Origin of the sequence: Pseudomonas sp. Sample_20, assembly GCF_004307585.1 — a bacterium.
GTDB lineage: Bacteria > Pseudomonadota > Gammaproteobacteria > Pseudomonadales > Pseudomonadaceae > Aquipseudomonas > Aquipseudomonas atacamensis.
In genome coordinates, this window is the sequence record NZ_RCOA01000129.1 from 1 (window position 1) to 20,830 (window position 20,830).

Annotated in this window: 21 protein-coding genes and 1 riboswitch; of the genes, 5 read left to right on the forward strand and 16 right to left on the reverse strand. The window is 62.5% G+C overall.

Translation table 11 applies throughout. The features are described from left to right. From D8U70_RS25835 to cobO, 10 genes are all read right to left on the reverse strand, one after another. Nucleotides 1-648, reverse strand: a 648-nt coding sequence (locus tag D8U70_RS25835; RefSeq protein WP_130930070.1) for an adenosylcobinamide-GDP ribazoletransferase, incomplete at its 3' end; no start/stop codon positions are given. A gap of 1 nt (nt 649) precedes the next feature. After that, nucleotides 650-1,225, reverse strand: a complete 576-nt coding sequence (gene cobC / locus D8U70_RS25840; protein WP_073472668.1) for an alpha-ribazole phosphatase family protein — start codon at nt 1,223-1,225, stop codon at nt 650-652. Next, nucleotides 1,222-2,277, reverse strand: a complete 1,056-nt coding sequence (gene cobT / locus D8U70_RS25845; protein ID WP_130930071.1) for a nicotinate-nucleotide--dimethylbenzimidazole phosphoribosyltransferase — start codon at nt 2,275-2,277, stop codon at nt 1,222-1,224. The genes cobC and cobT overlap by 4 nt, the downstream gene beginning before the upstream one ends. Next, complete coding sequence (cobU, locus tag D8U70_RS25850) at nt 2,274-2,795, reverse strand: bifunctional adenosylcobinamide kinase/adenosylcobinamide-phosphate guanylyltransferase (RefSeq protein WP_130930072.1); 522 nt, start codon at nt 2,793-2,795, stop codon at nt 2,274-2,276. Before cobU ends, cobT begins: the two co-directional genes overlap by 4 nt. A 120-nt stretch (nt 2,796-2,915) precedes the next feature. Beyond that, nucleotides 2,916-4,367 (reverse strand): cobyric acid synthase, encoded by a 1,452-nt coding sequence (locus tag D8U70_RS25855; RefSeq protein WP_122611629.1) that lies wholly within the window; start codon nt 4,365-4,367, stop codon nt 2,916-2,918. Continuing rightward, nucleotides 4,364-5,356, reverse strand: coding sequence for a threonine-phosphate decarboxylase CobD (gene cobD / locus D8U70_RS25860; RefSeq protein ID WP_130930073.1), 993 nt, complete (start codon nt 5,354-5,356; stop codon nt 4,364-4,366). The genes D8U70_RS25855 and cobD overlap by 4 nt, the downstream gene beginning before the upstream one ends. Further along, nucleotides 5,349-6,257: an adenosylcobinamide-phosphate synthase CbiB gene (gene cbiB / locus D8U70_RS25865; protein ID WP_130930074.1), complete on the reverse strand. Its 909-nt coding sequence runs from the start codon at nt 6,255-6,257 to the stop codon at nt 5,349-5,351. The genes cobD and cbiB overlap by 8 nt, the downstream gene beginning before the upstream one ends. Further along, nucleotides 6,254-6,904: a 5,6-dimethylbenzimidazole synthase gene (bluB, locus tag D8U70_RS25870; protein WP_071171489.1), complete on the reverse strand. Its 651-nt coding sequence runs from the start codon at nt 6,902-6,904 to the stop codon at nt 6,254-6,256. Before bluB ends, cbiB begins: the two co-directional genes overlap by 4 nt. Next, on the reverse strand, nt 6,901-8,283 hold the full coding sequence (locus D8U70_RS25875) for a cobyrinate a,c-diamide synthase (protein ID WP_130930075.1): 1,383 nt from the start codon (nt 8,281-8,283) through the stop codon (nt 6,901-6,903). Before D8U70_RS25875 ends, bluB begins: the two co-directional genes overlap by 4 nt. After that, a complete protein-coding gene (gene cobO, locus D8U70_RS25880; RefSeq protein WP_016773703.1) occupies nt 8,280-8,891 on the reverse strand; it encodes a cob(I)yrinic acid a,c-diamide adenosyltransferase in 612 nt (203 codons plus the stop codon). The genes D8U70_RS25875 and cobO overlap by 4 nt, the downstream gene beginning before the upstream one ends. Before the next feature lie 82 nt (nt 8,892-8,973). Then, a riboswitch (cobalamin riboswitch) is annotated at nt 8,974-9,204 on the reverse strand. A 162-nt stretch (nt 9,205-9,366) separates the two neighbouring features. Between cobO and D8U70_RS25885 the strand changes: the two genes are divergently transcribed. Together D8U70_RS25885 and D8U70_RS25890 are read left to right on the forward strand one after the other, a co-directional pair. Beyond that, on the forward strand, nt 9,367-9,951 hold the full coding sequence (locus D8U70_RS25885) for a hypothetical protein (protein ID WP_073472682.1): 585 nt from the start codon (nt 9,367-9,369) through the stop codon (nt 9,949-9,951). 66 nt (nt 9,952-10,017) lie between these two features. Beyond that, entirely contained in the window at nt 10,018-11,331 is a 1,314-nt protein-coding gene (locus D8U70_RS25890) for a sorbosone dehydrogenase family protein (RefSeq protein ID WP_125926992.1), read from the forward strand. A 127-nt stretch (nt 11,332-11,458) separates the two neighbouring features. Here D8U70_RS25890 and D8U70_RS25895 read toward each other — a convergent pair whose 3' ends face one another. From D8U70_RS25895 to D8U70_RS25915, 5 genes are all read right to left on the reverse strand, one after another. Continuing rightward, nucleotides 11,459-11,995, reverse strand: a complete 537-nt coding sequence (locus D8U70_RS25895; RefSeq protein ID WP_041479547.1) for a C40 family peptidase — start codon at nt 11,993-11,995, stop codon at nt 11,459-11,461. 215 nt (nt 11,996-12,210) lie between these two features. Continuing rightward, entirely contained in the window at nt 12,211-12,828 is a 618-nt protein-coding gene (locus D8U70_RS25900; RefSeq protein WP_016773699.1) for an NlpC/P60 family protein, read from the reverse strand. A 191-nt stretch (nt 12,829-13,019) separates the two neighbouring features. Beyond that, entirely contained in the window at nt 13,020-13,724 is a 705-nt protein-coding gene (gene hda, locus D8U70_RS25905) for a DnaA regulatory inactivator Hda (protein WP_007919828.1), read from the reverse strand. A 206-nt stretch (nt 13,725-13,930) separates the two neighbouring features. Further along, nucleotides 13,931-15,004, reverse strand: a complete 1,074-nt coding sequence (locus D8U70_RS25910; RefSeq protein WP_016773697.1) for an AI-2E family transporter — start codon at nt 15,002-15,004, stop codon at nt 13,931-13,933. 34 nt (nt 15,005-15,038) lie between these two features. Further along, nucleotides 15,039-16,097, reverse strand: a complete 1,059-nt coding sequence (locus D8U70_RS25915; protein WP_130930076.1) for a DUF2066 domain-containing protein — start codon at nt 16,095-16,097, stop codon at nt 15,039-15,041. Nucleotides 16,098-16,470: 373 nt separating this feature from the next. Between D8U70_RS25915 and purM the strand changes: the two genes are divergently transcribed. Genes purM through D8U70_RS25930 form a run of 3 tightly spaced genes read left to right on the forward strand, consistent with a single transcriptional unit; the run spans nt 16,471 to nt 18,901 of the window. Then, nucleotides 16,471-17,529, forward strand: coding sequence for a phosphoribosylformylglycinamidine cyclo-ligase (gene purM / locus D8U70_RS25920; protein ID WP_039763675.1), 1,059 nt, complete (start codon nt 16,471-16,473; stop codon nt 17,527-17,529). Further along, the gene (gene purN, locus D8U70_RS25925; protein ID WP_024012162.1) at nt 17,529-18,179 is read left to right on the forward strand and encodes a phosphoribosylglycinamide formyltransferase; all 651 of its coding nucleotides are present in this window, start codon (nt 17,529-17,531) and stop codon (nt 18,177-18,179) included. The genes purM and purN overlap by 1 nt, the downstream gene beginning before the upstream one ends. 8 nt (nt 18,180-18,187) lie before the next feature. Next, nucleotides 18,188-18,901: a DUF3108 domain-containing protein gene (locus tag D8U70_RS25930; protein WP_056783915.1), complete on the forward strand. Its 714-nt coding sequence runs from the start codon at nt 18,188-18,190 to the stop codon at nt 18,899-18,901. 191 nt (nt 18,902-19,092) lie between these two features. Here D8U70_RS25930 and D8U70_RS25935 read toward each other — a convergent pair whose 3' ends face one another. Further along, on the reverse strand, nt 19,093-20,718 hold the full coding sequence (locus tag D8U70_RS25935; protein WP_122747450.1) for a methyl-accepting chemotaxis protein: 1,626 nt from the start codon (nt 20,716-20,718) through the stop codon (nt 19,093-19,095). Between the last annotated feature and the right edge of the window lie 112 nt (nt 20,719-20,830).

Consider the following 20,830-nt stretch of genomic DNA (forward strand, 5'->3'; position numbering starts at 1 on the left):
CCCGCCCAACCGCCGCATCATCAAACGCCGCAGCCAGACAAACCCGACCAGCGAAATCAGCACCACGCCGAAACCGGCGATAAACACGCAGCCCAAGGCACTCAACCCCAGCACCCACCACCCCGCTGTGCGCGGCAGATGATCGGCCAGTGCCTGACCCAAGCCACCCGCACGCACATACGGCGTAGTCAGAAACAACCCCAACAGCGCCGCTCGCCCGAGCACCGGCACGATGATCAGCGCCAGGGTATGCCCTTGCTCGATCAGCGCCAGCAGCGCGGCGAATTTCAGCAACAACACCAGCACCAGCGTGACCACCGCGATCGGCCCGCTGCGCGGATCTTTCATGATCGTCAGCGTACGTTCACGATCACCAAAACCCCCGAGCCAGGCATCGGCGCTGTCGGCCAGGCCATCGAGATGCAGCGCGCCGCTGAGCAATACCCACACAGTCAGCAACAGCGCCGCATGGAGCAACATCGGCGCGCTGGCCAACAACAGATTCAACGCATAGAGGATCAGCCCGAACAGCAATCCCACCAGCGGATAAAACAGCAGCGAACGGCCAAGCTGTTGCGGCTCAGGCATGCCCGGCAGACGAATCGGCAGGCTGCTGAGAAACTGCAAGGCGATCCACAGCGGCAACATCTCAGTGACCTTCCTTGAGCGCGCCGTCCGCAGCGACCGTTAGCGCAAACAGCGCGCCGTGGCCGACCTCGACATTGAGCAACTGTTCACGTGGCAGCTCTCGTGCCTGCGCCAGCAACAAACGCATCACGCCGCCGTGGCTGACCAGCAGAATCCGTTCGCCGGCGTAAGCCGCATGTAACCGTCCGACCGCCGCCAACACCCGCGCGGAAAACGCGCTGACCGGCTCTCCCTGCGGTGGCGTGAAGCCATAGGGATCAGCCCAGAACAGCCCCAGCGCTTCGGCGTCCGTCTCCATCAATGCCGCCGCGCTCTGCCCTTCCCAAGCGCCGAAATGCAGCTCTTGCAAATCCTTGTCCAGATGCACGGACAGGTTCAGTTGCTCGCCGAGTTCAGCAGCGAAGCGCGCACAGCGCTGCAATGGCGAACTGACGATACGATCCCACGGCCCGCCGTCGACCACCGCCGCACGCATCTGCGTCCAGCCGTTTGCGGTCAGAGCATCGTCGAGGCTGCCGCGCAAGCCGCCGCCGAGTTCCGTTTCGCCATGGCGCAGCAGATCCAGGCGCAGGCTCATGCCGGGCGATCCGCCACGGCTGCTTCGGCGAACGTCGCCATTTGCCCGTGCAGGTCACAGGCCAGACGCAACAACGGCACTGCCAACGCCGCGCCACTGCCTTCGCCCAGGCGCAGGCCGAGCTCGAGCAGCGGCTCGGCGCTCAGGGTTTCCAGCACATGGCGATGGCCCGGCTCGGCACCGCGATGGCCGAACAACAGCCACTCGCGACAGGCCGGATTCAAGCGCACCGCGACCAGTGCCGCGACCGTGCAGATGAAGCCGTCGACCAGCACCGCAATGCCTTCCTGCGCGCAGGCCAGATAAGCGCCAACCAACGCGGCAATCTCGAACCCGCCGAGATTGAACAGCGTCTGCAAGGCATCGCCACGCTGTGCGGCATGCAGCGCCAGCGCGCGTTCGATCACCTGTGCCTTGTGGCTGACGCCAGCGGCATTCAGCCCGGTGCCGGGACCGGTCAGGTGCGCCACCGGGCAATCGAGCAAGGCGCAGGCCAGCGCACTGGCCGCCGTGGTGTTGCCGATGCCCATTTCGCCGCCGATGAACAACTGCGTGCCGGCGGCTTTCGCGCGCAAGACGCTGTCGCGACCGGCCTGCAAGGCCGATTTGCCCTGCGCCTGAGTCATCGCTGCGCCCTGAGCGAAGTTCGCCGTACCCGGAGCAATGTTCAAATGGCGCACGCCCGACAGGTTCAACGCCGGATTCACCGTGCCCAGATCGACCACTTCCAGCTGCGCGCCGAGCTGACGCGCCAGCACGCTGATCGCCGCGCCGCCGCTGACAAAGTTGAGCAGCATCTGCCCGGTAACTTCTTGCGGATAAGCCGATACGCCTTCGGCTACCACGCCATGGTCGCCAGCGAAAATCGCGATCCAGACTTGATCCAGCGTTGGCTTGAGCTGACCTTGCAGACCGGCCAGTTGCACGGCCACCGTTTCAAGGCGCCCCAGCGAACCGGCCGGTTTGGTCAGTTGCTGCTGGCGCTCGGTCGCTTGCGCGAAGATCTCGGCATTCACGGTTTTGCATGGGTTCAGCCACCAGGTCGGGCTCATAACGCAGGTCCTTTCAAAGTCAGGGGCAGGCCGGCGACGGTCAGGACAACTCGCTGACAGCGCTCGGCCAGAGCTTGATGCAGCCAACCGGCTTCATCGACATAGCGGCGGGTCAATTCGCCCAGCGGCACGACACCCATTCCGGTCTCGTTGCTGACAAAAATGATTTCACCCGGCAACGACGCCAGGCAGTCGAGCAAGGCTTCACGCTCGGCGGTGAGACGTTCGGCGTCGTCGAGCATCAGCAGATTGGTCAGCCACAGGGTCAGGCAATCGACCAGCAGGCAGCGCTCGGCGCCGGCGGATTCGCGCAGCACGCGGGCCAGTTCCAGTGGCTCTTCGATCAACGCCCATTCGACCGGGCGACGTGCGCGATGATGGGCGACGCGTTGATTCATTTCGCCGTCCAGCGGTTGGCTGGTGGCGATGTAGGTGACCGCCAGATGGCTGTCGCTGGCGAGCTTTTCCGCCAGACGACTCTTGCCGGAGCGGGCGCCGCCGAGGATCAGTTGGAGCATGGGTTCATCCAAAAATGTGTGGTGAGACAACCGCCCCCTTCGCGAGCAGGCTCGCTCCCACCGTTGATCGCATTTCCCTGTGGGAGCGAGCCTGCTCGCGAAGAGGCCAGTCCAGACAACTCAAATCCCGCAGAGCTGACGCAACAGCCCGGTGTCGAGATGCTTCTCCACCAGATCCGCCAACCGCTCGATATCACGCTCGCGCAAGCCGTGGTAATCGACTTCCTGCACATCACTCAAGCCCGCCCAGCGCAACAACGCCGCGCTCGCCTCGGGGGATTCGAACAAGCCATGCAGATAGGTGCCGAACACCTGGCCATCGGCACTCTGCGCACCATCGCATCGACCGTCGTCCAGATGCACCGCCGGGTTTTCCAGTGCCGGTCCGCTGGTCACGCCAGCATGGATTTCATAACCGCTGACTGCGGCGTTTTCCAACGCCAGCCGCCCGCGCACGTTGCGCAGTTGCTTGTCGGCTTCGAGCTGCGTTTCGAACGCCAGCAGCCCCAGACCGGCGCTGGAGCCGGCAGCACCCTCGAGCCCAAGCGGATCGTGCACTTGTTCACCCAGCATCTGCAGACCGCCGCAAATCCCCAGCACCTTGCCGCCGTAGCGCAGATGCCGATTGATTGCCGCGTCCCAGCCGTTGGCGCGCAGATAAGCCAGATCACTGCGCACGCTTTTCGAGCCCGGCAGGATGATCAGATCGGCGGCGGGAATCGCCTGGCCCGGGCCGACGAACTGCAGATCCACCTGCGGATGCAGACGCAGCGGGTCGAAATCGGTGTGATTGCTGATGCGCGGCAGCACCGGCACCACCACTTTCAACACCTGCTCGGCCTTGTCGGTCTGGCGTTGGTCGATGCCGTCCTCAGCCTCGAGGTGCAGGTCCATCACGTACGGCAACACGCCGACCACCGGTTTGCCGGTGCGCTGCTCCAGCCAGTCGAGGCCCGGTTGCAACAAGGCGATATCGCCGCGAAAGCGGTTGATGATGAAGCCTTTGACCCGCGCCTGTTCGCTCGGTGAAAGCAATTCCAGCGTGCCGACCAAATGCGCAAACACCCCGCCGCGATTGATGTCGGCGATCAGCAAAACCGGGCAATCCACCGCTTCGGCAAAGCCCATGTTGGCAATGTCGCCGGCGCGCAGATTGATCTCCGCCGGCGAACCGGCGCCTTCGACCATTACCAGCGGATACGCAGCGCTGAGTCGCTCGTGCGAGGCGAGCACCGCTTGCATCGCGATGGCCTTGTAATCGTGATAAGCGACGGCGTTCATCGTCGTCACCGCGCGGCCATGAATGATCACTTGCGCGCCGGTGTCGCTGTTGGGCTTGAGCAATACCGGATTCATATCGGTGTGCGGTTCAAGACCGGCCGCTTGCGCCTGCACTGCCTGCGCGCGGCCGATCTCGCCGCCGTCAGCGGTGACTGCGCTGTTGAGCGCCATGTTCTGCGGTTTGAACGGCACCACCGCCACGCCCTGGCGGGTGGCCCAGCGGCACAACGCCGTCACCAAAGTGCTTTTGCCGGCATCGGACGTAGTGCCTTGCACCATCAGAGTGGTCATGGGTGGTCCTTGGTGAAAGCTTGCAAAGCCTGTTCGAGACGCAGCGCTTGCGCGGCATCCGCTGGCAGGCCGAAACGCACACTGCTGTTGTGGCTGAACAGGCGCAGGAGGATGCCGCGCCGGGCGAGGAATTCGTGCAGCGCTTCGGCGTGCTCGGTGATCAGCCACTGAAACAGCGCGCAGCCACCCTGCGGTGCAAAACCGCAACGGGTCAGCAGCGCCGCCAACCGTTCGCTCGCTTCATCGCTGCGGATCCGCTGACGGGTATGGCCCTCGGTGTCTTGCAGGCACGCCGTACCGAGCACCCGCGTCGGCCCGCTCACCGCCCACGGCCCGACCTGTTCGGCGAGCAGTTTGAGCAACTTGCGCTCGGCCAGAACGAAACCGAGGCGCACCCCGGCCAGACCGAAAAACTTGCCGAACGAACGCAACACCACCAGCCCGACCTGATGCGCATAGGGCGCCAGGCTCAGTTGCGGCGTGTTGTCCATGAACGCTTCGTCGACTACCAGCCAGCCGCCGCGTTGCGCCAGCCGCGCATGCCAGTCGAGCAGGCGTGCCGGGGTCAGGCTGAGTCCAGTCGGATTGTTCGGATTGACCACCACCAGCACATCGAGACTGTCGAGAAAGAACTCGACTTCCTGCTCGAGCACTTCACGGACGATGTAACCGCTGCGCCGCCACGCTTCGGCATGCTCGGCATAGCACGGCGACAACACGCCGACCTTGCCGGCCCGGCGCAGACGCGGCAGCAACTGGATAGCCATTTGCGAGCCGGCGACCGGTAGCACCTGCGCGGCGCCGTAATAATCGCAGGCGGCCTGCTCCAGTCCGTCATCGGTTTCCGGCAAGCGCGCCCAGGCGCGTAGCGGGATCTCCGGGATCGGGAACGGCCATGGCGCGAGGCCGCTGGACAGGTCAAGCCAGTCGGCTTCGGCAATCCCGTAATCGAATGCAGCCTTGCGCAGCCGGCCACCGTGCTCAAGCATAAAATTCCGCCCCCAGGCAAAGCATCAGCAGCCACAACCATACGCCGCGCTGGACCAATTGCCAGCCACGGTCAATGGAATCGGCATCTGCCGGCGCACCTTCGCCCAGTTGCGGGCGCTCATGCAGTTCGCCGTGATAGATCGCCGGGCCACCCAACTCGACGCCCAGCGCACCGGCACCGGCCGCCATCACCGGGCCGGCGTTGGGGCTGTCCCACTGCGGCGCCTGAGTGCGCCAGCACTTCAGCGCGAGTCGGGTTTTGCCGAGCAGCGCGTAGGTCAATGCCACCAGACGCGCAGGAATGTAGTTCAACACGTCGTCGATTTTCGCCGCCGCCCAGCCGAAACGCTCGAAGCGTTCGTTGCGATAACCCCACATCGCATCAAGGGTATTGCTCAAGCGATACAGGACCACGCCCGGCGCGCCGGCGACGACAAACCAGAACAGCGCAGCGAACACTGCATCGCTGCCGTTCTCCAGCACCGACTCAGTCGCGGCGCGGGCCACGGCGTTGCTGTCCAGTTCATTGGTCTGGCGGCTGACCAGATAACCGACGCGCTTGCGTGCCTCGTCCAGATCATCGGCGCGTAACGCAGCCGCGACCGGCGCGACATGCTCGCCGAGGCTGCGCATGCCGAGGGCGCAATACAGCGCGAGAATCTCGACAATCCAGCCCACATAGGGCGCCCAGGAAAATGCCGTGGCGAGCAAGGTCAGCGGCAGTACCGCGATAACCCACGCGGTCACGCCATGGCTGCGCCAGCCACGGCCGCCGGCGTTGAAGCGTTGCTCGATGCGCCCGGCAAATTTGCCGAACGCCACCAGCGGATGCCAGCGTTTCGGTTCACCGAGCAGCGCATCCAGCGCTACCGCGGCGACACTCAGCAACGCCACACTCATTGACTCACTCCCCAATAATTTTCGTACAGCAACTCGTTCAGCGGTCGCGCCTGCGCCCAGCCTTCAAGTACCAGCATCGGCGCCGGGTAGAATTCCTTGACCGGGCCGAGACACAACACCGCCAGCGGCTTGGCACCGGCCGGCAACTTGAGCAAATCCGCCAAGGCTTGCGGTTCGAACAGCGAGACCCAGCCCATGCCCAGGCCCTCGGCACGGGAGGCCAGCCACAGGTTCTGGATCGCGCAGGACAACGAGGCCATGTCCATTTCCGGCAACGTGCGCCGACCGAAGATGTGCTTTTCGCGATCATCCATCAGCGCCGCGACCAGCACTTCTGCGCAATCGTTGATGCCTTCGACCTTGAGCTGCATGAACTCATCGCTGCGCTCGCCGAGGGCCTCGGCGGTGCGGATGCGCTCTTCTTCCACCAGATCGCGGATCTGCCCGCGCAGAGCGCGATCGCTGATGCGGATGAAGCGCCACGGCTGCATCAGGCCGACGCTCGGCGCTTGATGAGCAGCCTCGAGCAGACGGCGCAGCAGCTGCGGTTCGACGCTGCCGCCGGTGAAGTGGCGCATGTCGCGGCGTTCGGCGATGGCCTTGTAGACCGCCGCGCGTTCGGCTTCGGAGAATGCGTTGTCGGTCATGGCCCTTTCGCGAGCAAGCTCGCTCCCACAGGGTTCAGGTGATCCATTGTGGGAGCGAGCCTGCTCGCGAAGGCGGCCTCACGGTCTGGCGCAAACAATGCAGCAATCGCGGTCGGATTGGACGGAAAATAAAAGTGCACATAGGAAGCCGTCATCCGTCCCTCGCGATAAACCGCCTCAGCGCCGCGCCCGCCATTGGGACTCAGCCCACGGGCAATCGGCGTCAGCTCGGTGGTGGTCAGCGAATGATGATAGGTATGCCCACGCAACTCCCCTTCCGGCAGCTCAACCGCCTGCAACGCCAGCGCCGCGAGACGCTTCTGCATCGTTGCATCGCCCTTGAGCAAACCGACCAGCTCAGCACGGGTGCCTTCCACGTCGGTCAGCGAATCAAGCAGGTAAAGCATGCCACCACACTCGGCGAGCAACGGCTTGCCCGCCGCGTGGTGCGCGCGGATTGCTGCAAGCATCGTGGTGTTTTGCGCCAGCGCGACGTGGTGCAGTTCCGGATAACCGCCCGGCAAATACAGGCTGTCCGCCTCGGGCAATTGCGTGTCGCGGATCGGCGAGAAAAACTGCAGTTCGGCGCCCATCGCCCGCAGCAGATCGAGACTGGCGCCATAGGTGAATGCAAAGGCTTCATCACGGGCGACGGCGATGCGCACACCTTTCAATAAGGGCTCGGCGGCGATGAGGTCAGGCGCGGCGAATTCAACGGCGGGGGGCAGCGCAACCTGGCAACTGCTGGCCAGCGCATCGGCGGCCGCGTCGAGACGCAGATCCAGATCATTCAATTCGCTGGCCTGGACCAGGCCGAGGTGGCGGCTCGGCAATTCGATGCCGGTCTCGCGGGACAGCGCACCGTACCAGCGCAAACCTTCGGTGAGGCTGCCTTCGAGCAATTGCGCATGGCGCAAGGTGCCGACGCGGTTGGCCAGCACGCCAGCGAATGGCAAGTCCGGCTGATACTTCGCCAGGCCCAGCGCCAAGGCGCCAAAGGTCTGCGCCATGGCGGTGCCATCGATCACGCCGAGCACCGGCACACCGAAGTGGCGCGCCAGATCAGCGCTGGACGGCGTGCCGTCGAACAGGCCCATTACGCCCTCGATCAGAATCAGGTCGGCCTCGGCGGCGGCTTCCCACAACAGGCGGCGACTTTCCTGCTCGCCGACCATCCACATGTCCAGTTGATACACCGGCGCACCGCTGGCGCGCTCGAGGATCATCGGGTCGAGAAAATCCGGACCGCATTTGAATACGCGCACCTTACGCCCCTGATTGCGATGCAAACGGGCGAGTGCAGCGGTGACGGTGGTCTTGCCCTGACCGGAGGCCGGCGCGGCGATCAACACCGCCGGGCAGTGACGTGGTGGCTTCAAAGTTCGACGCCTTTCTGCGCTTTGATCCCGGCCTGAAAGGCGTGCTTGAGCATGCCCATCTCGGTGACCGTGTCGCCCATCTCGATCATTTCCGGCTTTGCACCGCGACCGGTGACCACCACGTGTTGCATCGGCGGACGCGCCTGCAAATCGCTGAGCACCTGATCGAGATCGAGGTAGCCGTGCTTGAGGGCGATGTTCAATTCGTCGAGCACCACCAGACCGATCGAAGGGTCGCGCAACAATTCGCGCGAGACTTCCCAAGCGGCGGTCGCCGCGGCGATGTCACGTTGGCGATCCTGGGTTTCCCAAGTGAAGCCTTCGCCCATGACGTGGAAACGCACCTGCTCGGGAAAGCGGCGGAAAAACAACTCTTCGCCAGTGCTGTTGCGGCCCTTGATGAACTGCACCACGCCGCACTGCATGCCGTGGCCCATTGCGCGGGCGAGCATGCCGAATGCCGAGCTGCTCTTGCCTTTGCCGTTGCCGGTCAGCACCAGCACAAGGCCACATTCGTCGGGCGAGTTGGCAATGCGTTCGTCGATCACGGCTTTCTTGCGCTGCATGCGCGCCAGATGGCGTTCGTCACGCTCGGGGGAATCAGTCATGGGGGGAGCTCTCCGTTGAGGCTGGATAACGGCGGGCAGGCACAAGAATAGACGGCAAAAAGCCTGGCATCGCCCACCGTGATGCCGCTGAGATGGATCAGGCCGGTCTCCGGGCTCATGAGCGGCGTTTCGCCGGACTGCGCGCCTTCCCGCTTCTTTCGAGGCAGTGGCTCAAGGCGCAGTTTTCACTCATTTACCGTTGCGGGGGCAGCGCCGGGATCGTCGTGGCTTCGCTTGAAGACCACCCTCACCGGCTTCCCTGTTTCACTCTGTCGACGCGGGGCCACAGAGCACCTGAAACAAGCGGCGAAGGTTAGAGGGTTGGGGGTGGAGCGTCAATTGAAGAGGCGCTTTGCGCGCGAATAACTGCCGTTGATCCATTGTGCAGCGGCAATCTTGTGCCAGACTGCGACAAGTGATATCAAAGAGCCATGCTTTTCCCGAAAAGCCCACTACAACAATAAGGATGACGACGATGCAAGGCATGATCATCAGCAACCCGCGCCTGGAATTTCTGCGCCCGGTGCTGGAACGCTGGTTTGACTGTATCGATCGCTACAACACCGTTCGCGGCGACAACGACACGCCGTACTGGCACGACGAGAAAGCCAATCTCGGCCTGCTCGCGGCAGCGGCGTGGATGGCTGAAATGGTCACGCTGAACGACACGGCCACGCGCAAACAGAACGAAGAAGGCGAACGCAATGCTCGCGCCGACCTGCTGATTGCCGGCGCCGAAGACCGCGCGTTCATTCAGGCCACGCAACGCTGGCCACGGGTCAACAACCTCAACCTGACCCAGGCACTGCTCGACATCACCGTTGATGCCAAGCGCATCAGCTACGCCAGCGATCTCAAGCTCGGCTGCCTCTTCGTCGCTCCGCAAAAACCTCAGCACAGCGCCAGCCCCGAAGAATTGCAGGACATGGTCGACGACCTGCAAAAGGAACACACCTGCGCCGTGGCCTGGTATTTCCCCTACGCCTATCGCAAATTGCACAGCGACGCGGGCAACTATCATCCGGGCATCGCCGTGCTGTTCAAGGAAGCCCGCGGTTGAGCAGTTGAACCATCGGGCCTGCGCCCTCCTCTATGTTTAGGAATGCATTCATAGGGAAGATCAGCAATGCGCAAGGCCCAACTCGCTCTTATCATCGCCGTCGCTGGCGGGCTCGCCGCCTGCGGTGAAACCTCCAGCCTGCAAGTCTCCGACGGCACCGGTCCGTCACCGAAACTGCCCGAACCGAACAAGACGCTGATCCCGACAGTGAACATCGCCCCGGCGGTGGGCTGGCCGGAAGGTGCGAAACCGACCGCTGCGGCCGGCACCCAGGTCGCGGCGTTTGCCGAAGGCCTCGATCACCCGCGCTGGCTCTATGTACTGCCCAACGGCGATGTGTTGGTGGCGGAAACCAACGCGCCGCCCAAGCCCGATGACAGCAAAGGCATTCGTGGCTGGGTGATGAAGAAAGTCATGGGCAAGGCCGGCGCCGGCGTGCCCAGCCCGAACCGCATCACCCTGTTGCGTGATGCCGACCACGATGGCGTCGCAGAAACCCGTACGGTGTTCCTGCAGAACCTCAACTCGCCGTTTGGCATGACGCTCGTCGGCAACGATTTGTACGTAGCCGACACCGACCGCCTGCTGCGCTTCAACTACGAGCCGGGCGCCACCGAGATCAAGACCCAACCGATCAAAGTCGTCGACTTGCCCGGCGGCACGCTGAATCACCACTGGACCAAAAACGTCATCGCCAGCAAGGACGGCAACAAGCTCTACGTCACCGTCGGCTCGAACAGTAACGTTGGCGAAAACGGTCTGGATCAGGAAGAAGGCCGCGCGGCGATCTGGGAAGTCGACCGTGCGACCGGCAATCACCGGATCTTCGCCTCGGGTATCCGCAACCCCAACGGCCTCGCCTGGGAACCCACCAGCGGCGCCTTGTGGACAGCGGTCAACGAGCGTGACGAAATCGGCAGCGATCTGGTGCCGGACTACATCACCTCGGTCAAGGACGGCGGCTTCTATGGCTGGCCGTTCAGCTACTACGGCCAGCACGTCGATGTTCGGGTCAAACCGCAGAATCCAGATCTGGTGGCCAAGGCCATCGCTCCGGATTACGCGGTCGGTCCGCACACCGCTTCGCTGGGCCTGACCTTCGCCGAGGGCAACCGCTTGCCGGCGCAATTCAAGGAAGGCGCATTCATTGGCCAGCACGGCTCGTGGAACCGCAAACCGCACAGCGGCTACAAGGTGATTTTCGTGCCGTTCACTGGCGGCAAACCGACCGGGCAGCCGGTGGATGTGCTGACCGGTTTCCTCGACAAGGATGAGAACGCGCTGGGCCGCCCAGTGGGCGTGGTCATCGATCAGCAAGGTGGCTTGCTGGTGGCGGATGATGTCGGGAACAAGGTGTGGCGCGTGTCGGCCAGCAAGTAAGTTAAGCGCGAAGCAAAAAATGTGGGAGCGAGCCTGCTCGCGAAAGCGGTTTATCAGTCAAATCATTGTCGACTGACACTCCGCCTTCGCGAGCAGGCTCGCTCCCACAATTAGTTATGCATACGCGCTAGGGGTTATGCGCCAGCTGCCCCGGCTGCAACACCCGCTTGGCGCTCAGATACGCCTTCTGCCAATAGGCCTTCGACAGGCTATCGAGCTTGACCGTGCCGCCAGTGGCCGGCGCATGCACGAAGCGCCCCTCACCGACGTAAATCCCCGCGTGACTGACCTGCGAGCCACCATTGGTGGCGAAGAAGATCAGGTCGCCGGTCTGCAGGCCTTCCTTGCCGACATTCGGCGCCTGCATGACGATCATTTCACGGGTCGAGCGTGGCAGCGAAATTCCCGCCGCGTCGCGGTAGACGAAACCGATCAGACCACTGCAATCGAAGCCGGAGTCCGGCGTGTTACCGCCCCAGCGGTACGGTGTGCCGACCAGGCCGAGGGCACGGAACAGCACGTCTTCAGCAACGGGGGAAAAAGCCTGGGAAGGAGCGAACACGATTGGCGCGCGAACCACGGGGGCTGGCGGCGGTGTGCGGCTGGCGCAGGCGCTGAGCAGCGCGGCGCAAAGGATCAAGGTGAGGCGGGCCGACATCGTCATAAGCAGAACATCCTGATCTGGCTGCGGCTTTCTCTGCCGAATGGACAGAAACAAAACCGCCTGCGTCATCACGCAGGCGGTTTGCCATCAATATAGATTCAGGATTCTAGCGGCTACGCGGCAAACTTCAAGTAAGACTTTAACTTCACCTTGTAAAGTTTAGGTCTACTCCGTTGCCGTGCCGTTTTGTCGCCGCGAACGCAGCGACATGCAGGTTACTTGCGAGCGGTGACCACGGTCGGCGCCATGGCGAGTGCACGCTTGGCTTCGATGAAAGTCTTGCTCCAGTAGCTGTCACCCAGGCTGTCGATGCGAACACCGCCGCTGCGACGACTGCTGGAGTGAATGAACTGGTTGTCACCCAGGTAGATGCCGGCGTGACTGACACGACCGCGACGACCATTGGTGGCGAAGAACAGCAGATCACCCGGCTCAAGGTTGCTGCGCGAAACCAGCGGCGCATCAACGTTGATCATTTCGCGAGTGGAGCGCGGCAGGTTCATGCCCGCCTCTTCGCGGAACAGGTAACCGATGAAACCGCTGCAATCGAAACCGGCTTCAGAGGTACCGCCGAAACGGTAACGAGTACCGATCAGGGACATGCCGCGTTCGAGGATGCTGTCAGCCAGTACAGGAAGCTGATAAGGCTTGCTGCCGTTGAACTGGTTGAGTTCTTTTTCGGTGTCCAGCTCTTCCTGGTAAATAACGGAAGACTGGGCGGTAGCAGAATTCTTGACCTGTTGCGGCGGCTCTTGAACCGGAGAATGAGCAGCACAACCGAATAACAGGGTAACGAGTGCGAGAGGCACGAGGGGTGCGAAGCGCTTTAGCATGGGCACGACCGTGGCTGATAGTTGTAAAGAAGCCGAGACTATGCCCGCTATCGTCCTCATTTGCAAATTCAATCGAACTTTATGTGACTTCCCGGTTTCGCGTTTACATCTAAGCGCGTAACTCGTCTGGCCGGTGAATCGGCGCAGGGACGCGGGTTTTCTGGCGCCTGAAAGCTGGCAAAAGCCCACTATCACCAGCCCAGAGTTTCCTTGAGGAAGGGAATGGTCAGCTTGCGTTGCGCTTGCAAGGAAGCCTGATCAAGCTGCTCGAGGAGATCGAACAGCGCGCTCATGCTGCGTGTGCCGCGAGTGAGAATGAAGTGCCCGACTTCATCGGTCAGGTGCAGACCGCGACGGGATGCGCGCAATTGCAGCGCACGCAATTTGTCTTCATCGGAGAGTGGGCGCATCTGGAAGATCAGCGCCAGGGTCAGGCGCGATTTCAGGTCGGCCAGCTTCACTGGCAATTCGCGCGGCGAAGTGGACGCGGCGATCAGCAGGCGCCGGCCGCTGTCACGCAGACGATTGAACAGATGAAACATCGCCTCTTCCCAGTCGGCCTTGCCGGCAATCACCTGCAAGTCATCCAGGCAGACCAGTTCGTACTGCTCAAGGTTGTCGAGGATTTCCACGCCGCGGTCCATCAACTCGGCCAGCGGCAGATACACCGCCGGTTCGCCCATCTGCTCGAAGCGCAGGCACGCGGCCTGCAACAGATGTGTGCGCCCGACGCCGTGTTTGCCCCACAGGTAGATCAGGCTCTCCGTCCACCCGGCGTCGGCTTCGCAGAGACGCTCGACATAGCCGAGTGCAGCGGCATTGGCGCCTGGGTAGTAGTTGATGAAGGTGGCGTCGTCACGCAGACGCACACCTAGGGGCAGCTGAATCGGTTTCATGCTGACTGAACAGTTCTCAAAGGAACCGTTAGTGGCCTCTGTGTAAAGTTGGCGAAGTTTATACCCGTGAGGCTGAGCGCACAATGCGACAGACCCCAAGCAAAATCAAAGGTTTGCGTTGACGCAGCGGTTTGATGACAGATTCTCTGGCGCCCTCGCTCGAACGAAACGGGGCAGCCCGGCCAAGCGCCGGGCCGCCCGTGCCATCACAGCTCAGGTTCGTCAACGCCGCTGTAGATCCCGGAATCCTTATACAAGTCGTGGACATGACGCACCAGCACCATGATCACCGCCGCCACCGGCAACGCCAGCAGAACGCCGGTGAAACCGAACAGCTCGCCGCCAGCGAGGATCGCGAAGATCACCGCCACCGGGTGCAAGCCGATGCGATCCCCGACCAGCAGCGGCGTCAGCACCATGCCTTCCAGTGCCTGACCGACCATGAACACTGCGACGATCCCGACCATCGGGTACAGATCGCCACCGAACTGGAACAATCCTGCGATCAGCGCCGCGCCAATGCCGATGACAAAACCCATGTACGGCACGATCGCCGCGAGCCCGGCAATCAGGCCGATCAACAGCCCCAGTTCCAGACCGACGATCATCAGGCCAGCCGCGTAGATCACCCCCAACGCAACCATCACCAACAACTGCCCACGCACGAACGCGCCGAGCACTTCGTGGCACTCGCCCGCCAGCGCAACCACGCGCTCTTCGCGATCACGTGGCAGCAGGCTGCGGATCTTGCCCATCATCACGTCCCAGTCGCGCAGCAGGTAGAAGCTCACCACCGGAATCAGCACCAGGTTTGCCAGCCAGCCGATCAGTGCCAGGCTCGACGCCGTCGCCTGACTCAGCACCACGCCGACGATGTCGGTGGTCTGGCCCATGTGCTCGCTGATCGCGGCTTTGACTTTATCGAACTTCCAGAAGCCGTCCGACAAACCAAGCTTCGCTTGCGCCCACGGCACAGCGGTGTGTTGCAACCAGTCGAGCATCTGCGGCGCCAGCTCGTACAGACGCAGCAACTGCTTGGCGAGCATTGGTACCAGCACCAGCAGCAACGCCGTAACGATCAGCGTGAACAAGGCAAACACGGCAATCACGCCCCAGGTTCGCGACAGCCCGAGCCGCTCCAGACGATCCACCAGCGGATCGAACAGATAAGCCAGCAACAACGCGACCAGAAACGGCGTGAGGATCGGGTGCAGCAACCATACAAACGCGCAAAGCAGGACTACCCCACCGAGCCAGAACCAACGCCGCGTATCGGCCATTTACCACTCCTGATGCTTCTATATAAGGAAAGACTTACCAGCGAAACCGCAACGACGGTGCCGCCGCTGCCGGGGTTGGCGCTGCCACCGCAGGCGCACCGTCAGCCGCAGGCTGGGCAGGCGCCACCGGGGCCGGCGCTTCGGCCGGCAGTTCCTGCAACTTCGCCAGCGACAATTGCGCGCGCAATTGATCGACGCTGCCATTGACCCGGTAGACGATCCGATCACCCTGCACGCTTTGCAGACGCACGCCGAACGGTTCGAGTAACCGCAGCAGCGCCGCATAATGCTCCAGATTCATGCCCTGCACTTCCAGGGTCTGCTGACCCGATGTGCCGGGCTTGGCGACAAATCGCGGCGCCAGACGCTCGGCCACCGCCAGCATCACCGCATCGGCAACGGCGGCCTGATCGGCGCCCTGTACGCTGCCGGCCTCTTTCTGATCACCGAGCCACAAGCGCCATTTCGCCTGCCACTGCCCGCCCTCTTCGCGCGCGTGCACCGCCAGCAAGGCGTCAGCGTTGTAGCGTTCCGAAGCACTGCGCAGGGGCGCGGGATCAGCGCTTTCCAGCGCAGGTGCGGTGGCGACCAGTTGCTCGCTGAGATCAGCCAGTGGCAAACGCAGTGGCAAACCGCGATGTTGTGCGGCCGTGCGCAACGTTGCGGCTGCGGTTTGACCGTCACCGACCAGGCTCGCACCTTCAGTTGAATCGTTCAGCCACCAGCCGAGGATCGACGGCCGACTGGCGCCCCACACCGGCAACCCGGCCCGGCGCAAGGCCTGCTCGGTGGTTGCCGGATCGAAGTCGACTTTCAGCACTTCCGGTGGCCCGGCGTCGAAACCGAACTGGCTGATGATTTGCTGCGGATCCTTGCGAATCGGTGCCAGCCCCGGGTTCTGCGCGGCTTTCGGGTCGCCGGTCAGGCGCAGCACCAGGGTATCGAGCGCCGCCTGCGTGGCGCGATCGCGCTCTTGCGGCGCCTGGCCGTTGACCGGTTGACGCACCTGATACAGGCCTTTGAGGTTTTCGGCATGGCTCGCCAGGCTGACCAGCGTCAGGCAGCCCACAAATAACAATTTACAAAAACGCATGGAAAATTCCCGTCGACAGGAGCGGCTGGAACACGCCGCGTGAACCGTTTGAGCAAGGCTGTGACCCCCACCCCTGGCAAAACATTCACACGGTGGCGGTAAGTTTTTGCACAGTCCTAACGATAGACGGTTAATCGCCACACCTTATACAGGCAGTCATACCCTGCGATTGCAAAAAATTTCCGCCGATATGGCCCTGCCCGTCGGTGCGAGGATGGCCGCTGCCCCTCAAGCCTGATAAAATCGCGCGCCTTCGCAGACCGGCAACAGCCGGGCCCCTCGAAACTCGCGTGAGGCGATCGCCCATCGAGTTCGATGTTCCCGCTGAACTCGGTCGTTACCCCCTGAATCCCCTCCCCTAAAGGCCTGGATCATGAGCAAGCAACCCTCCCTGAGCTACAAGGACGCCGGTGTAGACATCGACGCCGGTGAAGCATTGGTCGAACGCATCAAGAGCGTCGCCAAGCGCACTGCGCGCCCGGAAGTCATGGGCGGCCTGGGCGGTTTCGGCGCCCTCTGCGAAATCCCGGCCGGCTACAAGCAGCCAGTGCTGGTCTCCGGCACCGACGGCGTCGGCACCAAGCTGCGTCTGGCGCTGAACCTGAACAAGCACGACAGCATCGGCATCGACCTGGTCGCCATGTGCGTCAACGATCTGGTGGTGTGCGGCGCCGAGCCGCTGTTCTTCCTCGACTACTACGCCACCGGCAAACTGAATGTCGACACCGCTGCCCAAGTTGTCACCGGCATCGGCGCTGGCTGCGAACTGTCGGGTTGCTCGCTGGTTGGCGGCGAAACCGCTGAAATGCCAGGCATGTACGAAGGCGAAGACTATGACCTGGCCGGTTTCTGCGTCGGCGTCGTGGAAAAGTCGGAAATCATCGACGGCTCGAAAGTCGCCACCGGTGACGCCCTGATCGCCCTGCCATCGTCCGGCCCGCACTCCAATGGCTACTCGCTGATCCGCAAGATCATCGAAGTTTCCGGTGCCGACATCGAGAACACCCAGCTCGACGGCAAACCGCTGACCGACCTGCTGATGGCCCCGACCCGCATCTACGTCAAGCCACTGCTCAAGCTGATCAAGGACACTGGCGCGGTCAAGGCCATGGCCCACATCACCGGTGGCGGCCTGCTCGACAACATCCCGCGCGTGTTGCCAAAAGGCGCACAAGCGGTGGTTGACGTGGCCAGCTGGACTCGCCCGGCCGTGTTCGACTGGCTGCAAGAGAAAGGCAACGTTGATGAAACCGAAATGCACCGCGTATTGAACTGCGGCGTCGGCATGGTCATCTGTGTAGCTCAGGAGCACGTTGAAGTTGCCCTGAACACCCTGCGTGACGCTGGCGAGCAGCCTTGGGTCATCGGTCAGATCGCCGTGGCCGCCGAGGGCGCTGCGCAGGTCGAGCTGAAGAACCTCAAGGCTCACTGATGCCAAAGTCCTGTGATGTCGTGGTGCTGTTGTCCGGCACCGGCAGTAACTTGCAGGCTCTGATCGACAGCACGCGGACCGGCGACAGCCCGGTCCGCATCGCTGCGGTGATTTCCAACCGCGCCGACGCCTACGGCCTGCAACGCGCCCGCGACGCGGGTATCGCCACCCGCTCGCTGGATCACAAGGCATTCGAGGGCCGCGAGGCCTTCGATGCCGCACTGATCGAACTGATCGACCAATTCAACCCCAAACTCGTGGTACTGGCCGGCTTCATGCGCATTCTCAGCGCTGATTTCGTGCGCCACTACCAGGGTCGCCTGCTCAACATCCACCCGTCGCTGCTGCCCAAATACAAAGGGTTACACACTCATCAGCGCGCGCTGGAGGCCGGCGATACGGAACATGGCTGCTCCGTGCACTTCGTCACCGAGGAACTCGATGGCGGACCACTGGTCGTACAAGCAGTATTACCGGTAGAGTTGCACGACACGCCGCAGAGTCTGGCGCAACGAGTCCACGCTCAGGAACACCTGATCTACCCGATGGCAGTACGCTGGTTTGCCGAAGGCAGGCTGACACTCGGTGACCAGGGTGCTTTACTCGACGGCCAGTTACTCGCCGCCAGCGGCCACTTGATTCGACACTAGGAGATATTATGCGTCGCGCCCTGCTCTTCGCTTGCGCTCTGCTCGCCCTGCCCTTCGCGCAGGCAGCGGACCTTCAACCGTTCTCCGCCAGCTACACCGCCGACTGGAAGCAGCTGCCCATGAGCGGCACCGCCGAACGCAGCCTGACCAAGGAAGCCGACGGCGTCTGGAAGCTCAGCTTCAAGGCATCGATGATGATCGCCAGCCTGACTGAAGAAAGCACCCTGAAGCTGGACAAGGACACGCTGCTGCCGCAGTCCTACCACTTTGAACGCGGTGGTCTGGGCAAAGCGAAGAAAGCTGATCTGGACTTCGACTGGGCCAATAAACTGGTGACCGGCACCGACCGTGGCGACGCGGTGAAGATCCCGCTGAACCGTGGCATGGTCGACAAGTCGACCTATCAACTGGCGCTGCAGCACGACGTTGCCGCCGGCAAGAAAAGCATGAGCTATCAGGTCGTCGATGATGGCGAAGTCGACACCTACGACTTCCGCGTGCTGGGTTCGGAGAAGGTCGACACCAAGGCCGGCCAGATCGACGCGATCAAGGTCGAGCGCGTGCGCGATCCGACACAAAGCAAGCGCATCACCGTGCTGTGGTTCGCCAAAGACTGGGATTACCTGCTGGTGCGCCTGCAACAGGTCGAGACTGACGGCAAGGAGTACAACATCATGCTCCAGGACGGTACGGTCAACGGTAAGACTGTCAAAGGCAGCTGATCGACCGCAACAACAAAGAGCCCCGCGAATGCGGGGCTTTTTATTGCCCGCAGTTTACGCAAACACAACAATCCCTGTGGGAGCGAGCCTGCTCGCGAAGGCGTCTGCTCAGCCAACCTTTTCAGGGGCTGACACTGCGCTTTCGCGAGCAGGCTCGCTCCCACAGGTTTCAATTGCAATGGATTGCGCGGTCAGACAGAAAACCGCGCCACCATCCCGTTCAGATCCACCGCCAACTTCGACAACTCCTGACTCGCCGCACTGGTCTGATTGGCCCCTGCCGATGTCTGCATTGCCAGATCACGAATATTCATCAGGTTGCGATCCACCTCGCGCGCCACCGCTGCCTGCTCTTCCGAGGCACTGGCGATGATTAGATTGCGCTCGTTGATCAAGGTAAACGCCGAGGCAATTTCCTCCAGGGCCGAGCCTGCGCTCTTCGCCAGCTCGAGGGTCGAGCGCGCCCTTGAGTTGCTCTGCTGCATCGAACTGACCGCCGAATCGGTGCCCTGCTGAATCCCGCCGATCATCTGCTCGATTTCCTGGGTCGACTGCTGGGTGCGATGCGCCAGCGCCCGCACTTCATCCGCCACCACCGCAAAGCCACGCCCGGCATCGCCGGCGCGCGCGGCTTCGATCGCGGCGTTGAGGGCGAGCAGATTGGTTTGTTCAGCGATCGAGCGAATCACGTCCAGCACTTTGCTGATGCCATGAACCTTTTGCGCCAGCGCCTCGACCTGCGCGGCATTGTTGGTGACATCGCCAGCGAGAAACTCGATCGACGTCACCGTCTGCTGCACTTGCTCGCGCCCTTGCCGGGCGATGCGGTCGGATTCGCGGGAAGCTTCAGACGTGGCCACGGCGTTGTTCGCCACCTCTTCCACCGCTGCTGTCATCTGGTTGACCGCAGTGGCGGCCTGTTCGATTTCCTGACTTTGCTGATGCAAGCCGCGAGTGGCATCTTCGGTGACGCTGCTGAGTTCTTCGGCGGCCGAGGCCAACTGGGTCGACGACTCGGAAATGCGTCGGATCGTGTCGCGCAGATTGTGCTGCATGCTTTTCAGCGCTTGCAGCAGGCGCGCCGGCTCGTCTTTGCCAGTGATGTGAATGTCACCGGTCAAATCACCGCCGGCCACGACTTCGGCGACGCTGAGCGATTGCGACAACGGCACGACAATGCTGCGCGTCAGCAGCAACGCCAGGCCGACGGTAATCAGCGCAGCCATGGCGATCATTACTGCGACCCATAGCCGCGATTGCTTGAACACCAGCCGCGCGGCCTCAGTGGCCAGACCGGCATTCTGTTTATTCAACTCGACCAGCTCACGCAAAGTGGCGGCGATTTCATCGGCCAGCGGGCTCATCTGATCATTAAGAATCGCCGAAGCGTCTGCCACCCGATTCTGCGCTGACAGCTGTAGGACTTGTGCTTGAAGCTCAAGGTATTTGTGCTCGGTGCCCTTGAAGCGTTCGAACAATACGCGCTCTTCCGGCAAAACGATCAACGCGTCATAACGCTGCTGCGCTTCGCTCAAGCCACTGCGCAGTTCGTCGAGCTTGGCGACATTCTGCTCCAGTGCCTTGGGGTCACGGTTGAGCAACAGGCGCATGGTCAGTGCACGCAGACGCAGCATGTCCTGACTCATCTCCCCCACCGCCATCACGCTTGGCAGCCAGTTGTTGTCGACTTCATCGGACTGCGCTCGCATGTTCGACATTTGCAGCAAGGCGAACGCGCCGAGGGCAAACACCATCAGGGCCAGCAGGCCGAAACCGAGACCGGCGCGCGGGGCAATATTGAGACTACGGATATTCATCACTCTGGCTCCTTCCAAAAGCGCTGCATCAGCCTGCAGCGGGTTGCTTTAGAAGGTATCGGCATTGCCGTGAAATTGCGTAAGACGAAAAAGCGATAGGCAGACGAGCGGC